Annotated in this window: 18 protein-coding genes; 9 read left to right on the forward strand and 9 right to left on the reverse strand. The window is 60.6% G+C overall.

The genetic code is table 11. From position 1 onward, the window contains the following. Window positions 1–212: 212 nt before the first annotated feature. Window positions 213–1043, forward strand: coding sequence for an alpha/beta fold hydrolase (locus ACK9YZ_RS09385; RefSeq protein ID WP_416066371.1), 831 nt, complete (start codon window positions 213–215; stop codon window positions 1041–1043). A 107-nt stretch (window positions 1044–1150) separates the two neighbouring features. Here the strand turns inward: ACK9YZ_RS09385 and ACK9YZ_RS09390 are convergent, their stop codons facing one another. After that, window positions 1151–1546 carry a GFA family protein gene (locus ACK9YZ_RS09390; protein ID WP_416066372.1) on the reverse strand — a complete coding sequence of 132 codons (396 nt, stop codon included), beginning with the start codon at window positions 1544–1546 and terminating at the stop codon, window positions 1151–1153. 29 nt (window positions 1547–1575) lie between these two features. On the opposite strand from ACK9YZ_RS09390, the gene ACK9YZ_RS09395 reads away from it, so the two are divergent. Beyond that, window positions 1576–1734 carry a hypothetical protein gene (locus ACK9YZ_RS09395; protein ID WP_416066837.1) on the forward strand — a complete coding sequence of 53 codons (159 nt, stop codon included), beginning with the start codon at window positions 1576–1578 and terminating at the stop codon, window positions 1732–1734. Between the two features lie 17 nt (window positions 1735–1751). Here the strand turns inward: ACK9YZ_RS09395 and ACK9YZ_RS09400 are convergent, their stop codons facing one another. Next, the gene (locus tag ACK9YZ_RS09400; protein WP_416066373.1) at window positions 1752–2126 is read right to left on the reverse strand and encodes a DUF4440 domain-containing protein; all 375 of its coding nucleotides are present in this window, start codon (window positions 2124–2126) and stop codon (window positions 1752–1754) included. Between the two features lie 271 nt (window positions 2127–2397). Between ACK9YZ_RS09400 and ACK9YZ_RS09405 the strand changes: the two genes are divergently transcribed. After that, the gene (locus ACK9YZ_RS09405) at window positions 2398–3147 is read left to right on the forward strand and encodes an aminoacyl--tRNA ligase-related protein (RefSeq protein WP_416066374.1); all 750 of its coding nucleotides are present in this window, start codon (window positions 2398–2400) and stop codon (window positions 3145–3147) included. 114 nt (window positions 3148–3261) lie between these two features. Here the strand turns inward: ACK9YZ_RS09405 and ACK9YZ_RS09410 are convergent, their stop codons facing one another. Beyond that, window positions 3262–3738: an NUDIX hydrolase gene (locus ACK9YZ_RS09410; RefSeq protein WP_416066375.1), complete on the reverse strand. Its 477-nt coding sequence runs from the start codon at window positions 3736–3738 to the stop codon at window positions 3262–3264. 46 nt (window positions 3739–3784) lie between these two features. Here ACK9YZ_RS09410 and ACK9YZ_RS09415 point away from each other — a divergent pair, with 46 nt between their 5' ends. Together ACK9YZ_RS09415 and ACK9YZ_RS09420 are read left to right on the forward strand one after the other, a co-directional pair. After that, window positions 3785–4264, forward strand: coding sequence for an HIT family protein (locus ACK9YZ_RS09415; RefSeq protein ID WP_416066376.1), 480 nt, complete (start codon window positions 3785–3787; stop codon window positions 4262–4264). Continuing rightward, window positions 4264–5022 carry an NUDIX domain-containing protein gene (locus ACK9YZ_RS09420; protein ID WP_416066377.1) on the forward strand — a complete coding sequence of 253 codons (759 nt, stop codon included), beginning with the start codon at window positions 4264–4266 and terminating at the stop codon, window positions 5020–5022. Before ACK9YZ_RS09415 ends, ACK9YZ_RS09420 begins: the two co-directional genes overlap by 1 nt. A 66-nt stretch (window positions 5023–5088) precedes the next feature. On the opposite strand, the gene tyrS is transcribed toward ACK9YZ_RS09420, so the two are convergent. Next, entirely contained in the window at window positions 5089–6363 is a 1275-nt protein-coding gene (tyrS, locus tag ACK9YZ_RS09425; RefSeq protein ID WP_416066378.1) for a tyrosine--tRNA ligase, read from the reverse strand. A 293-nt stretch (window positions 6364–6656) separates the two neighbouring features. Then, on the reverse strand, window positions 6657–8030 hold the full coding sequence (locus ACK9YZ_RS09430) for a class II 3-deoxy-7-phosphoheptulonate synthase (protein WP_416066709.1): 1374 nt from the start codon (window positions 8028–8030) through the stop codon (window positions 6657–6659). A 193-nt stretch (window positions 8031–8223) separates the two neighbouring features. Here ACK9YZ_RS09430 and ACK9YZ_RS09435 point away from each other — a divergent pair, with 193 nt between their 5' ends. Beyond that, window positions 8224–9567: a pilus assembly protein TadG-related protein gene (locus tag ACK9YZ_RS09435; protein ID WP_416066379.1), complete on the forward strand. Its 1344-nt coding sequence runs from the start codon at window positions 8224–8226 to the stop codon at window positions 9565–9567. 30 nt (window positions 9568–9597) lie between these two features. Here the strand turns inward: ACK9YZ_RS09435 and gor are convergent, their stop codons facing one another. The 3 genes from gor to rpiA all read right to left on the reverse strand — a co-directional run bounded on the left by gor (window position 9598) and on the right by rpiA (window position 12451). After that, complete coding sequence (gene gor, locus ACK9YZ_RS09440; RefSeq protein WP_416066380.1) at window positions 9598–10983, reverse strand: glutathione-disulfide reductase; 1386 nt, start codon at window positions 10981–10983, stop codon at window positions 9598–9600. A gap of 170 nt (window positions 10984–11153) precedes the next feature. Further along, the gene (locus ACK9YZ_RS09445; RefSeq protein ID WP_216758341.1) at window positions 11154–11735 is read right to left on the reverse strand and encodes a DUF2059 domain-containing protein; all 582 of its coding nucleotides are present in this window, start codon (window positions 11733–11735) and stop codon (window positions 11154–11156) included. A 17-nt stretch (window positions 11736–11752) separates the two neighbouring features. After that, on the reverse strand, window positions 11753–12451 hold the full coding sequence (rpiA, locus tag ACK9YZ_RS09450) for a ribose-5-phosphate isomerase RpiA (protein ID WP_216758343.1): 699 nt from the start codon (window positions 12449–12451) through the stop codon (window positions 11753–11755). Window positions 12452–12645: 194 nt separating this feature from the next. Here rpiA and ACK9YZ_RS09455 point away from each other — a divergent pair, with 194 nt between their 5' ends. After that, window positions 12646–13380 (forward strand): HAD family hydrolase, encoded by a 735-nt coding sequence (locus tag ACK9YZ_RS09455; protein ID WP_416066381.1) that lies wholly within the window; start codon window positions 12646–12648, stop codon window positions 13378–13380. A 112-nt stretch (window positions 13381–13492) separates the two neighbouring features. Here the strand turns inward: ACK9YZ_RS09455 and ACK9YZ_RS09460 are convergent, their stop codons facing one another. Continuing rightward, complete coding sequence (locus tag ACK9YZ_RS09460) at window positions 13493–15385, reverse strand: L,D-transpeptidase family protein (RefSeq protein ID WP_416066382.1); 1893 nt, start codon at window positions 15383–15385, stop codon at window positions 13493–13495. A gap of 417 nt (window positions 15386–15802) precedes the next feature. On the opposite strand from ACK9YZ_RS09460, the gene fumC reads away from it, so the two are divergent. Together fumC and ACK9YZ_RS09470 are read left to right on the forward strand one after the other, a co-directional pair. Further along, a complete protein-coding gene (gene fumC, locus ACK9YZ_RS09465; protein ID WP_416066383.1) occupies window positions 15803–17194 on the forward strand; it encodes a class II fumarate hydratase in 1392 nt (463 codons plus the stop codon). 190 nt (window positions 17195–17384) lie between these two features. Next, window positions 17385–19016 (forward strand): fumarate hydratase, encoded by a 1632-nt coding sequence (locus ACK9YZ_RS09470; protein WP_416066710.1) that lies wholly within the window; start codon window positions 17385–17387, stop codon window positions 19014–19016. Window positions 19017–19049: the final 33 nt, after the last annotated feature.

Genomic DNA, 19049 nt, shown 5'->3' on the forward strand with positions numbered 1-19049 from the left:
CATTGCCGTCATTCTTGCTTTGCATCAATTTACGACTGTTAACTCGCGTCACTGCCGGAACTGCATCAGCTTCTCCGCGTCGAAAAGGCGCGAAGAAGCCCGCAGGGAGGCAATATAATTGAACGCAGCATTGCACTGACGGCGGATGCCACACGGCGAAGGCCGCGTTCGCCGCAACCAATCCAGTATCATCAGAAAATCGGAGCCAGACCATGCCTTTCATCAAGACCACGGACGGAACTGAAATCTTCTACAAGGATTGGGGTCCGAAGGATGCCCAGCCGATCGTCTTCCATCATGGCTGGCCACTCAGCGCGGACGACTGGGACAATCAGATGATGTTCTTCCTCGATAAGGGCTTTCGCGTCATCGCCCATGACCGCCGCGGCCACGGCCGTTCCAGCCAGACCTTCGACGGCAACGAGATGGACACCTATGCGGCCGACGTTGCCGCACTGACGGATGCGCTCGATCTCAAGAATGCCGTCCATGTCGGCCACTCGACCGGCGGCGGCGAAGTCGTCCACTATGTCGCCCGCGCCAAGGAAGGCCGCGTCGCCAAGGCCGTGATCATCGGCGCCGTGCCGCCTGTCATGGTCAAGTCGGAGAAGAATCCCGGGGGCCTGCCGCTCGAAGTCTTCGATGGTTTCCGTGCGGCGCTCGTGGCCAACCGCGCCCAATTCTTCCTGGATATCCCGACCGGCCCCTTCTACGGCTTCAACCGTCCGGGCGCCAAGGTCAGCCAGGGTGTCATCGAAAACTGGTGGCGCCAGGGCATGATGGGCGGCGCCAAGGCCCATTACGATTGCATCAAGGCTTTCTCGGAAACCGACTTCACCGAAGACCTCAAGACAATCGCCGTACCTGTTCTCGTCATGCATGGCGACGACGACCAGATCGTCCCCTATGCAGACTCCGCGCCGCTTTCGGCCAAGCTGTTGAAGAACGGCACGCTGAAAACCTATCCTGGCTTCCCGCACGGCATGTGCACCACGCATCCGGACGTTATCAACCCGGATCTGCTGGCCTTCATCAAGGGCTGAGTTCTCCTGCGGAAGACGATGGAAGGCGCGCCCTTGCGGCGCGCCTGGTACTATCCGGGCTTTGGTCATGCCGAACGCAAGGACAGCGCCTACCGCTTCGTAAAGCCTTAAGCGCGTCCCGCATATTGCGACAGGCCGTCGGTGATCTCATAGAAATCGCCCTTGTCGGCGCAGAAGATATGATAGCCGAAGCTTAAGCCGCTTGGCTCATCGAAGGCCCCGGCCATGATGGAAATGGCAGGGCCGCCGAGCCGCTGCCAGAACAGTGCCGAGCCGCATTGCGAGCAGAAACCTCGCCTCGCCTCGTCGCTCGACTGAAACCAGCGCAGGTTTTCCTCGCCGGTTATCGAGACAGCCGAAACCGGCACGTCGGCCGAAGCATAATAGAGCCCCGTCTGCCGCCGGCACTGCGAACAATGGCAGCCGACCACGACATCGGGCTTCTCGCTTGCTGTAAATCGCACAGCGCCACACAGGCATCCGCCAACATGATCTTCGCGCATTTCCTGTTCCCCCTGAAGCGGTCGGCAGATTGACGTCGGTACACCCGTCAGTCAAATCCAAAGCGCTGATCAAAGGCTTCAGGAAAACTGATGCTTGCAACGCGCTGACGCTGCTCGGCATCAAGATCGGCAATGCCGATATCCGCGGCACGGATGTGCGCTGCCAGCAGTCGGTGCTGCTGCAGTAGCGACAGGCTTCGCCGGCTCAGCCCGCCGGCGTGCCCTGATGGAAGACAATCTTCCAGCCCTCGTCTGTCCGGCGCCAGATGGTCGAATGGCGCGTTACGCGCTGCGGCTCTTCGAGTATGTAGGACAGAAGAAAAAGCCCATCCGCCAGCACCGTGATGGTGAAATCTCGGCAGGGCCAATCATGCGGCTCCGGCCCGTTCTCGTAGCGCGCAAGTGATGTTTCGATGGCGTAGCCGCGCTGATAGACTCTCCCGCTCGCACCGATTTCCCAAAAGTTGTCATCGATCATCCGCTCGAGATCAGCCCGCGACGTGCCGAATTCCCGCCGGTGGAAGATCGGCTCGCGGGCCGCAAGTTCTCTAAGGATATGGTCCAGATCCAGGTCGCTCATGCCGCCAGAATGCATGGATGGAGCGCTGGTCGCAATTCGAAAAGCCGGTTTGACAAGCGCCCGCGCCGCAAGTACGAAGCTTGGCATGAGCTCTGACAGCGCGCCCATCTCCCGTTTGAACCGCACCTGCCTGCAGGTTGCCGTTCTGCGCGCTTTGGGCGGACGAGGTCTCCGCGTCCAGTCGTGACGTTCGGATGCCCTGATGCGTCCGGCGAACTGCTGGACGTAAAGCCCTCACGATAGTCTTAGGGTTGCCAGGGAGACAGGCACCGTGCTCAATCTTTTCAATGTCAATTCGCTCGTCCACTGGGAAGAGCGCGAAATCAACATGCGCGACCACATGGTCCGCTTGTTCTCCGAGGAAGTGCGAAATTTCCTCCGCTCCGCAAACCCGGCGTGGGATGTCCGCAGGGTCGAGGCTCCGGCGCTGACGCCGCGTGCTCTCGTCTCGGACGCCTATACCAACGCCGATATCTGGGTTCAGGAGCAACTGACCGAAACCGACGCGCTGCTGGTGCTGCGGCCGGAAACGACGCCTTCAACCTACGTCTACATGCAGCATATTCTCAGCAATCATTCGAGAACGCGTCTGCCGCTCTGCGTCTGGCAGGCCGGCCGCTCCTATCGCCGCGAGCAGGAGCAGTCGACCAAGCACATGCGTCTGAAAGAGTTCTGGCAGCTGGAATTCCAGTGCGCCTATACGGCCGATAGCGGCAACGACTATCACGCCATCTCCCTCGAGCCGGTTCGCCGCATGATCGCCGCGCTCATCCCGCTGCCGACCCGCATCGTGCCTTCCGACCGGCTGCCGGCCTATTCCGAGACGACGGTCGACGTGGAGGTGGATAACGGCGACAAGTGGATGGAAGTCTGCTCGATCTCGCGCCGCACGGATTTTCCGGAGCGCTACAGGACGCAGCCGAGAAAGGGGCCTGCGGTGGAGCAAGACGTCCTCGTACTGGAGATCGCCATCGGCCTCGATCGCTGCGTCTATAACTGGAACCTCGCAACGAGTATGTAAGGAAATGCGGACCGGGTTCATGGGCGGATCCGGTTCGCGTTTTAAACATAGGTATATTAATATGTGTTGTGTCCCGTCGACGGCTGGGTGTCGATGCGTATCACCAAGCAGAGACTATTCCTGAAGCTCGCCAAATATCGCACACCATTGCGGGTGCCCCATATCGTCCAGTGATGCGGCCTCATCAGGCGTGACCCACTGCATCGCCGTATGTTCGTCGCCAAGCAGAACGGGCTCTCCGCCCTGCCATTCGCTCACCAGAAAGAGATGAAAGACGGTATCCTGCTCAATGTGTTCAACGACTTTGCGAAACCACAATGGCGTCAGCCCGATCTCCTCTTTTGCCTCGCGCAGCATGGCCGCCTCGGCGCTTTCGCCCGGCTCGACATGGCCACCGACGAGATCCCAGCAATCGGGAAAGCGCTCTTTGTGGCCCGCCAGCCTGACCAGCAGAACGCGGCCTTCCCGCCAGAAGATGGCGCATGCAATATCAGTCAATAACATTTCCCTTTGATACGCCCGCAATCTGCCCCGACAACAGATCAATGTCACCTCCCCTTGCCCTTGCCGAAGCACCTCATCTTCAGCCACTGTGCGAATCCGCGCGGCTGCCCTGCGTGCGATGGAGAAGCAGTCCTTGGAAATTCCCGAGCAATTCCATGTATGCGAAACGACCGACTGGCTTGTGAACCATCGCATCAATTCCGCCCTGCCCGGCTATCTCATGGTCAGTTCCCGAAGCTTTACCAATGACCTCTCCGAATTATCACCCGAAGCGCTCGGCGAACTCGGCCCGCTATTGGCGAAAGCGCAGAAAGCTCTTGGCGCGGTCCTCGGCGCAAAACGCGTCTATATCGGCCGATACGGTCACATGCCGGGTTACCCGATCCATTTTCATATCATCCCCGTCTATGACTGGGTGGAAGCGCTGTTCTGGCAGGACGAACGCTACCGTCTGCTCCAGACCTTTGCCGAAGGCCCCGGCGAAACCCCGACCGACGGCGCGGAAATGACCTTCTTCATCTGGCGGGAATTCTGCGAGCGGGCCGAGCCGCCACCAATCCAGGGGCCATCCGTGAGCGAGACCATCGAATTGCTGAGAAAGGCAATGCAGTGATGATGCCGGCAGACGAAGCATTCAGCATCCCCGTCGACCAAATTCATTGCCGCCTTGCGGGAGAATTTGAGCTTTCCGAAATAGTCGAGGCAGAACGGAAATCCGGCTGGGATCGCTTCCTTGCCAGACATCCCGCCGCCTTTGACGGCCGGCTCCTGCGCATGGCTGCCTATGGCATCGAGAATGGCCGGCTGACCATCACCGCAAACAGCACATGCTTTTCCGCTTACGTGGTCACCCGTCATGCCGGCTTTGCCGACGAGCACCCGCAGGCCAAGCGCGCCGACCCGCTCGGGATCACTGTCGTTCTGATCACTGCGGACCAGCAGGTGATCCTCACCAAACGAAGCCTCACCGCCGAGCAGAACCCCGGCGCTCTCTATCTCGTCGGCGGTTATGCCGAGCCCGCGGCCGGCGAAGAGACCGATCTCTTCGAAGAAGCCGCCCGTGAACTCGCCGAGGAAATCGCCGTCGCTGATCTCGACCGGTCGGAGTCCTTCGCAATTGGCCTCGCCTATGATCCGGTCTTCTGCCATCCGGAACTCTTCCTGCTGACCGAAAGCCGCTCCAGCGCCGCCGAGATCCTCGACGGTGCCCATCAAGCGCCAGATCGCAACGAGGCCGCCGAACTCTTCGCGTCACCGCTGAGCGACATCCTGAATGACGACGATTTCCTGCCCGGTGCCCCACGCACATGGAGCTTCCTCAAGGCCCAATCCTTCCTGCAGCACCATTTCCGTCAGCGTCATTCCCTGTAGCATCGGTGAGCGGGTTCCGTTCATCATGCTGTTGGCGATGACGAATGGAGCCCGCCCCTGACGGCATCACGGTTCCGGCTGCAACAGGACATGCTTCTTCCTGCCGACCGACAGGCGGATGACGCCGTTCTCCATATCCGCACGACCGAGCTGCATGGTCTCGTCGAGGACAGCGCGGCTGTTGATCCGCACGCCGCCGCCAAGGATCAGCCGGCGTGCTTCGCTCTTCGACCTGGCGAGTCCGGCCATGACAAGTGCATCCGGTAGCGCAAGTCCGCCGCGCAAGAGCGCGCTGCTCATCGCGACAGTCGGCAGACCGGCTGCTGCCTCGCCTTCTTCGAACATGCGACGCGAGGTCTCGGAGGCGTCCTCTGCCGTTTCCTCGCCATGGCAGAGCCGTGTCACCTCATCCGCAAGCACCTTCTTCGCGACATTGATCTCGGAGCCGCGCAACGCTTCCAGACGCGCGATCTCGTCGAGCGGCAACTCGGTGAAGAGCCGCATGAAGCGACCGACATCGGCATCCCAGCTATTGCGCCAGAACTGCCAGAATTCATAGGGCGACAGCCGATCGGCATTCAGCCACACGGCACCCGCTGCACTCTTGCCCATCTTCGCGCCCGAGGCGGTCGTGAGCAACGGCGCCGTCAATCCGAAGAGCGTTCGCCCGCCGGAACGCCGCCCGAATTCCACGCCGCAAAGGATATTGCCCCATTGGTCCGAACCGCCGAGCTGCAGCAGGCAGCCATGCGTTTCGGCAAGCACGTGAAAGTCATAGCCCTGCATGACCATGTAGTTGAATTCGAGCAGCGAGAGCGACTGCTCCCGCTCCAGCCGCTGGCGCACGCTTTCGGATGTCAGCATGCGGTTGACTGAGAAATGCGAGCCGACATCACGCAGGAAATCCAGGTATTTGAGTCTACCAAGCCAATCGGCATTGTTGACCATGAGCGCATCTGTCGGCCCGTCACCGAAGCTCAGGAACCGTTCGAAAATGCGCCGGATGCCGACCAGATTGCCAGCGATCTGCTCTTCGCTGAGCAAGGGACGCGACATATCGCGAAAGCTCGGATCACCGAGCCGCGTCGTGGCGCCGCCCATCAGTGCGATCGGTCGGTTACCGGTCTTCTGGAACCAGCGCAGCATCATGATGGGGATGAGATGCCCGACATGCAGACTGTCGGCCGTCAGGTCGAAGCCGTTATAGGCGGTGCCGATCCCGGCGCTGAGCCAGCTATCGAGCGCTTCGATATCGGTGCATTGCTGGATGAAGCCACGCTCCGAGAGAACGCGCAGGAAGTCCGATCGAAGCCGGGTGGATGATTGAAAATTGATGCTCATAAAGGTCTCCATGGGGGCCGATCAGGCCGGAGACCTTATTGCTGGAACACGACGCCGCCGACCATGCGGCGTTTCGGGTTTCAAATAAATGACCGTCGCCGCTCTATGTGAGCAGCGCGTAATACAGGCCGGAAAGGGTCGATACACGGGTCATGCGTCTTGCATACAGCGCGTGCGGTGTGGCCACAAGAGGCTTATGCGTACCGAACATGAGAACGGGCGAGTAGTGATCCTTGAAAAAAAAGAAGCCCGGTACGCGCCGGGCTTCTCAATCTATTCGCTACTCACCCGCCTTACGCGCTGGCAGCTATCCGCTTCTCGTCGCGGCCGCCCTTCATGCGCTCAGCCAGCAGGAAGGCCAGCTCCAGCGCCTGGTCGGCGTTGAGGCGCGGGTCGCAATGGGTGTGGTAGCGGTCCTGCAGGTCTTCGGCGGTGACGGCGCGGGCGCCGCCGGTGCATTCGGTGACGTCCTTGCCGGTCATCTCGATATGGATGCCGCCCGGATGCGTGCCTTCGGCGCGATGGATCTGGAAGAAGCTTTCGACTTCCGAGAGGATCCGCTCGAAGGGGCGCGTCTTGTAGCTGTTGAGCGTGATCGTGTTGCCGTGCATCGGATCGCAGGACCAGACAACCTTCTTGCCCTCGCGCTCGACGGCGCGGATGAGCTTCGGCAGGCTTTCGGCCACCTTGTCATGGCCGAAACGGCAGATCAGCGTCAGGCGGCCGGCTTCGTTGGCCGGGTTCAGCACGTCGATCAGCTCGATCAGGTTGTCAGGCTGCAGCGACGGGCCGCACTTCAAGCCGATCGGATTCTTGATGCCGCGGAAATATTCGACATGCGCGTGGTCGAGCTGGCGCGTGCGGTCGCCGATCCACAGCATGTGGCCCGAGGTCGCGTACCAGTCGCCGGATGTGGAGTCGACACGCGTCATCGCCTCTTCATAGCCGAGCAGCAGCGCTTCGTGGCTGGTGAAGAAATCGGTCTCGCGCAGGCTCGGATTATTGTCCGAGGTGATGCCGATCGCCTTCATGAAATCCATGGTTTCGCTGATGCGGTCGGCAAGCTTGCGGTAGCGCTCGCCCTGCGGGCTGTCCTTGACGAAGCCGAGCATCCACTTGTGCACGTTGTCGAGGTTGGCATAGCCGCCCATCGCGAAGGCGCGCAAAAGGTTCAGCGTTGCGGCCGACTGCCGGTAGGCGTCGAGCTGGCGTTCCGGGCTCGGAATGCGGGATTCCGGCGTAAATTCGATACCGTTGACGATATCGCCGCGATAGCTTGGCAGCGACACACCATTCTGCGTTTCCATCGGTGCGGAGCGCGGTTTGGCGAACTGGCCGGCGATGCGCCCGACCTTCACGACCGGAAGCTGCGCGCCGAAGGTCAGCACGACGGCCATCTGCAGGAAGGCGCGGAAGAAGTCGCGGATATTGTCGGCGCCATGCTCGAGGAAGCTCTCGGCGCAGTCGCCGCCCTGCAGCAGGAAGGCGTTGCCCTCGGCCACATTGGCAAGTGCACTCTTCAGGCGGCGGGCTTCACCGGCAAAAACGAGCGGCGGATAGCTGGCAAGCGTGGCTTCCGTTGCCGCCAGAGCGGCCGCATCGGGATATTCCGGAACCTGCTGGATTGGCTTGCTCCGCCAGCTGCTCGGGGTCCAATTCTGTGCCATGTCACTCATCTGCTTCCCCATCCGGCTTACCCCGAATGCCTGCCCGTTAAAGAATGCGGCGGCTTATAAACCTTTCGGCTTCCCTTGCCTAGTCGTGCATCGAAACTGGCGTTAAGGGGATATATACCATGCTATTTTTCAGCTAATTTAGATTTCTTATGTACAGGATACCCTAATAAATTAGGGCTTCAGCATGAGTATCCTTTCGTCCGCATTCCTTTCGGACCGGTCTGGCAATTTCGGCATCATGACGGCACTGCTGGTCGTGCCGCTGGTCGGAGCGGCGGGCCTTGCAATCGATTTTTCCCATGCCTTGAGTCTCCGCAGTGAGCTTTACGCGGCTGCCGACGCCGCGGCGGTCGGCGCCGTCTCTCAGAAATCGAGCGCCGCCGCGGCCGCGACAAGCATGCTGCAGGACGGCACCATCGCCGTCGGCCAGACCGAGGCGCACGACATCTTCTTCGGGCAGATGTCCCCGGAGCTTGCCGAACTCAACGTCGACACCAGCATAGACGTCACCAAGACCGCCAACAAACTGCATTCGCAGGTTACCTTCAAGGCAACGATGCCGACCTCGTTCATGCGGATCTTCGGCAAGGACAGCGTCGATATCAGCGGCACCGCGACGGCGGAATACCAGACCGCCTCCTTCATGGACTTCTACATCCTGCTCGACAACACGCCTTCGATGGGCGTCGGCGCCACGCCCGCCGATGTCACCAAAATGGTCAATCTCACCGCGAACAACAAATCGAACCCCTCATGCGCCTTCGCCTGCCACGAAAGCGGCGCCAACAAGGGCAAGGACTACTATACGCTTGCCAAGAAGAACAATGTCACCATGCGCATCGACGTGGTGCGCCAGGCGACGCAGGCGCTGACCAAGACGGCCAAGGCCGATACGGACAACCAGTTCCGCATGGCCGTCTATACTTTCGGCGTGGCGGCGGAAACGGCGGGACTGACCGAGGTGGTGTCGTTGACGAGCGATCTCGACAAGGTGGGCAACAAGGTTTCCGAAAAGACGCTGAACCCGCAGCCCGGCGACAGCGAATATGTCCTGGACCTGATGACCATCCCCCAGCAGGGCTATAACAACGACACCCAGACGAGCTTCGACAACGCACTGACCCTGCTCAACAACAAGATCACCTCCGTCGGCTCGGGAACGAGTTCCGCCGACGCGCAGAAAATCGTCTTCTTCGTCTCCGACGGTGTCGGCGACAGCTACAAGGCGACGACCTGTACCGAACCAGTTACTGGCCAGCGCTGCCAGGAACCGATCGACGTCACCTTCTGCCAGAAGCTCAAGGACCGGGGCATCAAGATCGCCGTGCTTTACACCACCTACCTGCCGCTGCCGACCAACAGTTGGTACAATACGTGGATCAAGCCCTTCCAGGCCAAGATCCCGACCCGCATGGCGGCCTGCGCCTCGCCCGGCCTTTATTTCGAGGTGTCGCCGACCGAAGGTATTACCGATGCCATGAAGGCGCTGTTCCTGAAAGTCATCCGCACGCCGCGCCTGACGAGCTGAGCAACTGCGACGGGAGCCCTCTATTCTGGATCAGACGCGCTGACCGTCGCGGATGCGGTAGCTCGGCGCATACATGGTCACCAGCTCTTCGGCGGCGGTTGGGTGGAGCGCCATGGTGCGGTCGAAATCGTCCTTGGTGCAGCCGGCCTTCAGCGTGATGCCGAGGATCTGCGCCATCTCGCCGGCGTCATGGCCGAGGATATGGGCGCCGACCACCTTGCGGCTTGCGGCATCGACGATCAGCTTCATCATCATCTTTTCGGCCCGGCCCGAGAGCGTCGCCTTCAGCGGCCGGAACTGGGCGCGGTAGACTTCGAGCTCCTGGTAGCGCTTGCCCGCCTCTTCCTCGGAAAGGCCGACCGTGCCGATCTCCGGCTGTGAGAACACGGCGGTCGGAATCAGGTCGTAATCCGGCTTGGTCGGATTGTTCTTGTACTCGGTCTCGATGAAACACATGGCCTCGTGGATCGCCACCGGCGTCAGCTGTACCCGGTCGGTGACATCCCCGAGCGCATAGATGTTTTCAACATTTGTACGCGAGTAATTGTCGACGATGACGGCACCGCGCTCGTTCACCGCAACACCTGCCTTTTCCAGCCCCAACCCTTTCGTATTCGGATCGCGGCCGAGTGCCAGCATAACGACACCGGCATTGAGCGTCTCACCTTTCATCGTCTCGATGACGAGGCCATTTTCGCCCTTTGTCACCTTCTCCATTATATCCTGGCAGAGGATGCGGATGCCCTTGGCAACCATGGCTTCGTGCAGGCCGCGACGCAGATCTTCGTCGAAGCGCGAGAGGATTTCGGTGCCGCGATAGATCAGTGTCGTCTCGACACCGAGCCCGTGAAAGATATTGGCGAATTCGACGGCGATATAGCCGCCGCCGGCAATTAGGATCGATTTCGGCAGCTCTTCCAGATGGAAGGCCTCATTGGAGGAGATGCAGAGTTCGTGGCCGGGCAGTGCCTGATGCGGGTTCGGCCTGCCGCCGGTCGCAATCACGATGGTTTTGGCGGTCACCGTCTCGCCGGTCTTCAGAAGCTTGATCGTATGGGCATCGACAAGTTCGGCGCGGGTTTCCAGGATCTCGGCATTGGCGCCGGCAAGCCCCTTCTTGTAGAGCCCTTCGAGCCGCGCGATCTCATTGTCCTTGGCGGCCACCAGCTTCTTCCAGTCGAACGAGCTTTCGCCGACCGTCCAGCCGAAGCCCGCTGCATCCTCGAAATGTTCGTGGAACTGCGAGGCGTAGACGAAGAGCTTCTTCGGTACGCAGCCGCGGATCACGCAGGTGCCGCCGTAGCGATATTCCTCGGCGATTGCCACCTTCTTGCCGAGCGAGGCCGCAACGCGCGCGCCGCGCACTCCCCCCGAACCGCCGCCGATGACGAAGAGGTCGTAGTCGAAGGATGGCATGATGATCTCCGGAAGGAATCGCTGGACGGGTCGTTCACATATAGAGCAATTCCAGCAGAAGTGCGCAGCGGTTCTGCGTCCGGAATTGCGTGAGAACAAATAGATAAGGGCAGCGCCATAAAAACAAAAGCCCGGACGAAGCCGGGCTTTTGTCGAAATGAAGGCTAGCCTTACTTCTTGGCAGGTGCCGGGGCGGCCGGTGCTGCAGCCGGAGCCGGTGCGACAGGGCTGTCGGTTGCCGGCGGCGGAGCCTTGATGACCTTGGAGAGTTCGGCATTGCTCTGCTTTTCCAGATCGCGGGAGATGCCCTGCGCCCAGATATCGGCAGCCTTGGCGGTTTCGCGCGAGGCGACCGGGCCGTCACGCAGCAGCTTCTTGCCGACGTCGGAATTGTAGAAATCGGCGATCGCCTTCAGCTCGTCGACCGTAAAAGCCTTGGCATAGGTCAGAGCCGCTTCCTTTTCGAGGTCGGCGCGGCGGGGAGCCAGGGCCAGCGCCTGCTTGTCGACGGTTGCAGTGATGACATCCTGATAGTTCGGGGAATCCTGGATGAGGCCGGCCTTCAGACGTTCGGCCAAACCCGGCAGGATGTTGTCGTATTGGGTGGTTGCGCCGATCGCGTCCATGGCTGCGCGGGCAGCCTTCAACTGCTCCTCGGAAACTTCCTGCGCTCTTGCGGCAGAGCCGAAGGCAAGCCCGGAAAGAACGATGGTCGCAGCGGCAAGACGGCCAAGGCCTGCAATGTTCATCATGAGTTTCTATGCTCCTGTTATCTGTTTGCCTGCAGCGTACGGGCGCCTGCAGGACCGGCAATGATCGCAAGCGCCGCCATGTTGATGAAAAGCCCGTGCTCCACGACACCGGGTATGGAATTCAGTTCCCTCGAAAGCGCCTCTGCATCAGGAATGCGGCCAAAAGATGCATCGATGATGTGATGGCCTCCGTCAGTGGTAAACTCTCCGTCGCCGGACTGACGTAGCGTCAGTTCGCCCGAGAGGCCGAGGCGCGAGGCGGTCCTTTCGATCGCGATGCGCGTCGAAACGAGGCCGAATGGATTGACCTCGATCGGCAGCGCGAAGGCGCCGAGCGTATCGACCAGCTTGCTCTCGTCGGCAATGACGATCATCCGCGTCGAGGCCGCAGCGACGATCTTTTCACGCAGCAGCGCACCGCCGCCGCCCTTGATGAGCCTGAGGCCCGGATCAACCTCGTCGGCGCCGTCGATGGTGAGATCGAGCTGCGGCAGTTCGTCCAGCGATTTCAGGGGAACGCCGAGTTCGACGCAGAGCCGCGCCGTGCGCTCGGACGTCGGAACGCCCTCGACCTTGAAACCGGCTGCCACCTTTTCGGCGAGCAGACGGACGAATTCCTCCGCCGTGCTTCCCGTCCCGATTCCGAGGCGCATGCCGTATTCGACGTGGACGAGTGCTGCCTCGGCGGCCTTGATCTTCATTTCGCGGGCATCCATGCTCCGCCAGCTCCTGATATTGCGTTGGATGTGCTGTTTACACGGCTCGTATTGCAAACGAAAGCCAAAATCATCGCCCTGCGATTGAAAGCCACGCGTTTCGGCTGCGGCTTTTCTGCCTGATGTTCTGGCGTTGCTTTTCGCCTGTTCATCGCCTACTCCCTGAAAATCTTACCCCGCAAAGAGGCGCTACCGTGACCCCCGCTCCCGAAAATGCCGGCCAAGCTCCTTCCGAGAATAAGGCACTCGTTGTCTTCGATCTCGACGGCACGCTGCTCGACACCCATGTCGATCTGGTCGAAAGCTTGAACTATACGATATCGGCGCTGAACCTCGAGCCCGTTACCTATGACGACCTCACCCATCTCGTCGGCCAGGGTGCCCGTGTGATGATCGAACGCGCCTGCAGACTGCAGGGCCACCCGCTGACATCAGAGGAGGTCCCTGATCTCGTCGAGCGCTTCGTCGCCCATTATAATGCGAACATGCCCGGTCATACCGAGCCCTATCCCGGCCTCATCACCGCCATGGACCGGCTGAAGACATCGGGCTACCGCCTCGCCGTCTGCACGAACAAGCTGGAAGGCCTTGCCGTCAGCCTGCTGGAGAAGCTCGGCCTCAGGCATTATTTCGAGGCCATTACCGGCGGCGATACATTCGAACACCGCAAGCCCGATGCCCGGCATCTGACCGGCACCATCGAACGCGCCGGCGGCGATGTCGAGTGCTCGGTGATGGTCGGCGACAGCATCAACGATATCGCCGTCGCGAAAAATGCCGGCGTGCCGGCGATTGCGGTCCCATTCGGCTATTCGGATGTGCCGGTAGCGAGCCTCGATCCGGATGTGATCATCACGCATTTCGATGAGCTGACGGTGGAATTGGTGGAAGGTTTGCTGAAGGGATCTGCGGCGAAGGTTGCTGTTTGAGGGCTGATAATCTGGCCGAGGCGTTTGCGGGCGTGGCCCCCTCATATCTCTCGTGAAACGAAAACGAGCGGCCCGAAGACCGCCCGCTTGAACTCTCATCAAACGCCAGGCGTCAGATCTGCGCCTCACGCGACTTTGTCGTCGCCTCAAACGCCTTCTCCACGTACGCATCGCGGTCATACACATCGTCGAAATATTCGATCACGCCGTCCTTGTTCGGCCAGGCGGTGAAATAGGATACATAGACCGGGATCTTCTGAGGCACCTTCACGGCATGGTTCTGACCGGTGGCGATCTGCTTGGCGACATCGTCGACCGTCGTGCCGAGAACGGCGGCCGCCATGGCGCGCGGATCGGAAAGGCGCACGCAGCCGTGGCTCAGCGCACGCATGTCACGCTTGAAGAAGCTCTTCGAGGGCGTGTCGTGCATATAGATGGCGTGGCTGTTCGGGAACAGGATTTTCAGTTCACCCAGAGCATTGTCGCTGCTCGGCGGCTGGCGCACCGAGATGTTCTGCGTCGAGCCGTACCAGTCGACGCTGGAGGACGGAACGGCACGGCCGCCGACTTCGACCTGATAACCCATCTGGTCCAGATAGTTCGGATCGGAGCGCAGCTTCGGCAGCATCTCGTTGATGATGATCGACTGCGGCACGCCCCAGAACGGGTTGAACTCGACCGTTTCGATCTCGTCGTCGAAGAAATAGGTCTGGTTGTTCTTGCCGCCGACGACGGTGCGCATCGCAAGCTGCTGCTTGGAGTCGTTGTAATAGTAAGCCATGAAGGCCGGCTGGTTGATCATCACGTAGCGCGGGCCGAGATCGGCGGGCAGCCAGCGCAACTGCTCCATCGCTACGACGAGCTTGTCGATCTTGGAGGCATTGGAATCGCCGCCGGTCATGGTGCGCACGGTTGCCTGGCCGATGATGCCGTCAGGCTTCAAGCCGCGCTCCTTCTGGAAGTCCTCGACCAGTGACACAATCTCGGGCGAATAGTCGCTGGTGCCGGTATAGGCCGAGAAGGTAGCCGCATGCGCTGTCCTCAGCTCTTCCGAACCGTGCTTCTGGATCGCCTTGACGATGTTGGCCACTTCCGGTGAGCTGTCGCCCGGACGCAGCAGGGACGTGAGCGAAATGGTGATCCGCTCTTCATTGCCGCCGTCGGCTGCGCGCAGCTTGGCAAGCTCGGCCTTCAGCGCCAGGAACTGGGTGCTGTCGGGGTTGCGGCTGGAAAGATAGGCCGCAACGTCAGGGCTCAGGCGGGAAAGCTTCAGCACAGGATCGAGCTTCACGACCTTGCGCTGGAAATCATGGTAACCGGACAGCTTGTTGGGGTCGACGCGGCCGCGCGTGGTGTCCTGCACATAGGCGAGGACCTTGGAGGAAAGCGCCAGTTCGAACTGCGTCAGCGCCCGGTCGCGAGCATCCGGGTCCGGATTGGCCGGATCGAGCGTCGGCTCGGAGACGGCATAATCGGCCGGGTCGAGGCCGACGCTTGCGGCATCGGCAAGAACGCTGAGGGCCGCCTTGCCGCGCTCATTGACGCCCTCGCCGGACACCCAGACCAGCGGATTCTTGCCGTCGCCGTAATAGGCCTGCAGGGCCTTGGCGACATCGGCATTGGCACGAACCTTTGCTTCCGTCAGGAAATGGCGCTGCGGAGCGCCGTCGGTCGTCGCAGCACCCGAGACGTCGGCGACCGCACCGGTCACGACAGGATCGGCAAACTTCGTCGTATCGACGAGCAGCAAGGCTTCAGTCTTGTAGGTGTAATAGCGCGGGCTGGAAACCTTCGGCAGTGCGGCTTCCGGATCGATATCGCCGCCAAGGCCGCCATTGCGATTACCGCGGATAGGCGCCGAAGGGTCCATGATGATCGTGCTCTGGCCACTTCTTGCCCGGTCGCCACGTAGCATGTCCATCAGCGTATAGGCATGCGCAGGAACCGCGCCAATCACGCAGGAAAGTGCCAATGCGGAAACCGCGCTTTTCAAAACGAACTTCATCTTGTTTTCCAGTTCCAGTATCATGCTGTTGTCGAGCAAAAAGGCTCAGATCAATTCTTCCAGAATTCCCGGCGGCCGCGGCCCATTCATCAGAAACCGGCCCGCAATGCCAGCACTTTCAGGCTCAACTTCGTGTGACGGAGTCGAACGCAGCGCCGCGCAGCAGTTCACACAAAATTATGAAATTATTAGTTAATTTTTTACCGAATTTTCCTGTCCGAGAAAGGGCGCTTTCTGTCGCTTTTCGCATTAATTTCCCGGCGTGGCCGAAAAAACACGCTGACTGGCGATGCAAAACATGAGAGCTGTCTTCAATATTTCGTGTTGCGTCCGGTTTTCTTGTAAAGCGTTCCACCCTATAAGTCCCTCATCTTCAAAGACTGCCCTCAACAGCATGTGACAGGAAGGCACGAAGCCATGAGTTCCACCCGCACCGAAACCGACACATTTGGCCCGATCGAAGTCGCCAGCGACCGTTATTGGGGCGCGCAGGCGCAGCGTTCTCTCGGCAATTTCAAGATCGGCTGGGAAAAGCAGCCGCTCTCGATCGTGCGCGCGCTCGGCATCGTCAAGCAGGCGGCAGCACGGGCCAACATGGCGCTCGGCCAGCTCGATTCCAATATCGGCAAATCTATCGTGGATGCGGCCCAGGAAGTGATCGACGGCAAGCTGAACGACCATTTCCCGCTGGTCGTCTGGCAGACCGGTTCCGGCACGCAGTCCAACATGAACGCCAACGAGGTGATCTCCAATCGCGCCATAGAAATGCTGGGCGGCGTCATGGGTTCCAAGAAACCGGTGCACCCGAACGATCACGTCAATATGAGCCAGTCGTCGAACGACACCTACCCGACGGCCATGCACATCGCCTGCGCCGAACAGATCGCCCGTCACCTCCTGCCGTCGCTGAAGCATCTGCATGCGGCCCTCGACATGAAGGTCACGGAATTTAGCCACATCATCAAGATCGGCCGCACACATACGCAGGATGCGACACCGCTTACTCTCGGCCAGGAATTCTCGGGCTATGCAGCACAAGTTGGCTCGGCCATCAAGCGCATCGAAATGACCCTACCCGGCCTCTGCGAACTCGCCCAGGGCGGCACCGCCGTCGGCACCGGGCTGAATGCGCCCGTCGGTTTTGCCGAAAAGGTCGCCGAAGAGATCGCCGCCATCACCGGCATGCCCTTCGTGACCGCGCCGAACAAGTTCGAGGCGCTCGCCTCGCATGATTCCATGGTCTTCGCCCATGGCGCGATCAATGCGGCAGCCGCTGCCCTCTTCAAGATCGCCAACGACATCCGCCTGCTCGGCTCCGGCCCGCGCGCCGGCCTCGGCGAACTGGCGCTGCCGGAAAACGAGCCCGGCTCGTCGATCATGCCCGGCAAGGTGAACCCGACCCAGTGCGAAGCCCTGACGCAGGTCTGCATCCACGTCTTCGGCAATAATGCCGCGCTGACCTTCGCCGACAGCCAGGGCCATTTCGAGCTCAACGTCTACAATCCGATGATGGCTTACAACTTCCTGCAGTCGGTGCAGCTACTCGGTGACGCCGCCGTCTCCTTCACCGACAATTGCGTCGTCGGCATCGAGGCCCGCGAAGACAATATCAAGGCCGGCCTCGAACGCTCGCTAATGCTGGTGACCGCCCTCGCCCCGAAGATCGGCTACGACGCCGCCGCCAAGATCGCCAAGACGGCGCACAAGAACGGCACGACGCTGAAGGAAGAGGCCTTAGCGAGCGGGCTGGTGACGTCGGAAGAATATGACACGATCGTGCGGCCGGAGACGATGATCAGCCCGAAGTGAGCTGATAAGGCGTGACTGTCGAAGGCTGGCCGTGTGCCGGCCTTTTTGCTTTTCACGGCACAAGCGGCCGCAGAGATTTGGCGCCTCACCTTTCTTGATCAGGAGCGGAAGCGCCTCGGCATTTCGCCGCCAATCCCCCATCCTTCCCGATTGATTTTGCCCCCAGCCAGATTTAGACCGGTTCCAAACTATCCCACCTAGAAAGGTCACTTCATTGGCTGACGATCTCTTCCCCCTCGGCGCCGACACCACCCCTTACCGCAAGATCAGCAGCGACTATGTTTCGGTCGACAGTTTCAAGGGTCAGGAGATTCTGAGCGTCGATCCCGAGGGCATCCGCCTTCTCGCAGAAACCGCTTTTGCCGACATCAATCATCTGCTGCGCCCCGGCCATCTGAAGCAACTCGCTTCGATCCTCGACGACCCGGAAGCGACCGACAACGACCGTTTCGTCGCCTATGACCTCCTGAAGAACGCCAACATCGCCGCCGGCGGCCTGCTGCCCATGTGCCAGGATACGGGTACCGCGATCATCATGGGCAAGAAGGGCCGTCGCGTCTGGACCGAGGGCGGTGACACGGCCGCGCTTTCGAAGGGCGTGCTCGACGCCTATGAAAAGAAGAACCTGCGCTACTCGCAGCTCGCGCCTATCAAGATGTTCGAGGAAAAGAACACCAAGAACAATCTGCCGGCGCAGATCGATATCTACGAGGAAGGCACGGATTCTTACGACTTCCTCTTCGTCGCCAAGGGCGGCGGTTCGGCCAACAAGACCTTCCTCTTCCAGGGCACGCCCTCGCTCCTGTCGCATGACCGCATGCTGGACTTCCTTAAGGAGAAGATCCTGACCTTGGGTACGGCAGCCTGTCCCCCCTACCATCTGGCGATCGTCATCGGCGGTACATCGGCCGAGATGAACCTGAAGACCGTCAAGCTCGCCTCCACCCGCTATCTTGACGAATTGCCGACCGAAGGCTCCGAAAACGGCCACGCCTTCCGCGATATCGAGATGGAAAAGGAAATCCACAAGCTGACCCAGAGCCTCGGCGTCGGCGCCCAGTTCGGCGGCAAGTATTTCTGTCATGACGTGCGCGTCATCCGCCTGCCCCGCCACGGCGCCTCGCTGCCGATCGGCCTCGGCGTTTCCTGTTCCGCCGACCGCCAGGCCAAGGGCAAGATCACCCGTGATGGCATCTTCATCGAGCAGCTGGAGACTGATCCGTCGAAATACATGCCTGATATCGACGAGGCCAAACTTTCCGAATCCGTTGTGCGCATCGATCTGAACAAGCCGATGGCCGATATCCTCGCCGAGCTTTCCAAGCATCCGGTCAAGACACGCCTGTCTCTGTCAGGCACGATCATCGTCGCCCGCGACCTTGCGCATGCCAAGATCCGCGAGCGGCTGGAAAAGGGCGAAGGCATGCCCGACTATATGAAGAACCACCCGGTCTATTATGCCGGCCCGGCTAAGACCCCTTCCGGTTACGCCTCCGGCTCTTTCGGCCCGACGACGGCAGGCCGCATGGATTCCTATGTCGACCAGTTCCAGTCCTTCGGCGGTTCCATGGTGATGCTTGCCAAGGGCAACCGCTCGCGCGCCGTGCGCGAGGCCTGCAAGAAGCATCAGGGCTTCTATCTCGGCTCGATCGGTGGCCCGGCCGCCCGTCTGGCGCAGGACTGCATCCGCAAGGTCGATGTGCTGGAATATCCCGAACTCGGCATGGAAGCCGTCTGGAAGATCGAAGTGGAAGACTTCCCGGCCTTCATCGTCATCGACGACAAGGGCAACGACTTCTTCCAGGAACTGAACCTGGGGTGACGAATGCCGGCGTGGGCTGATTGAGGGGCCACA

It is taken from the genome of Rhizobium sp. ZK1 (assembly GCF_047782645.1).
Lineage (GTDB): Bacteria > Pseudomonadota > Alphaproteobacteria > Rhizobiales > Rhizobiaceae > Rhizobium.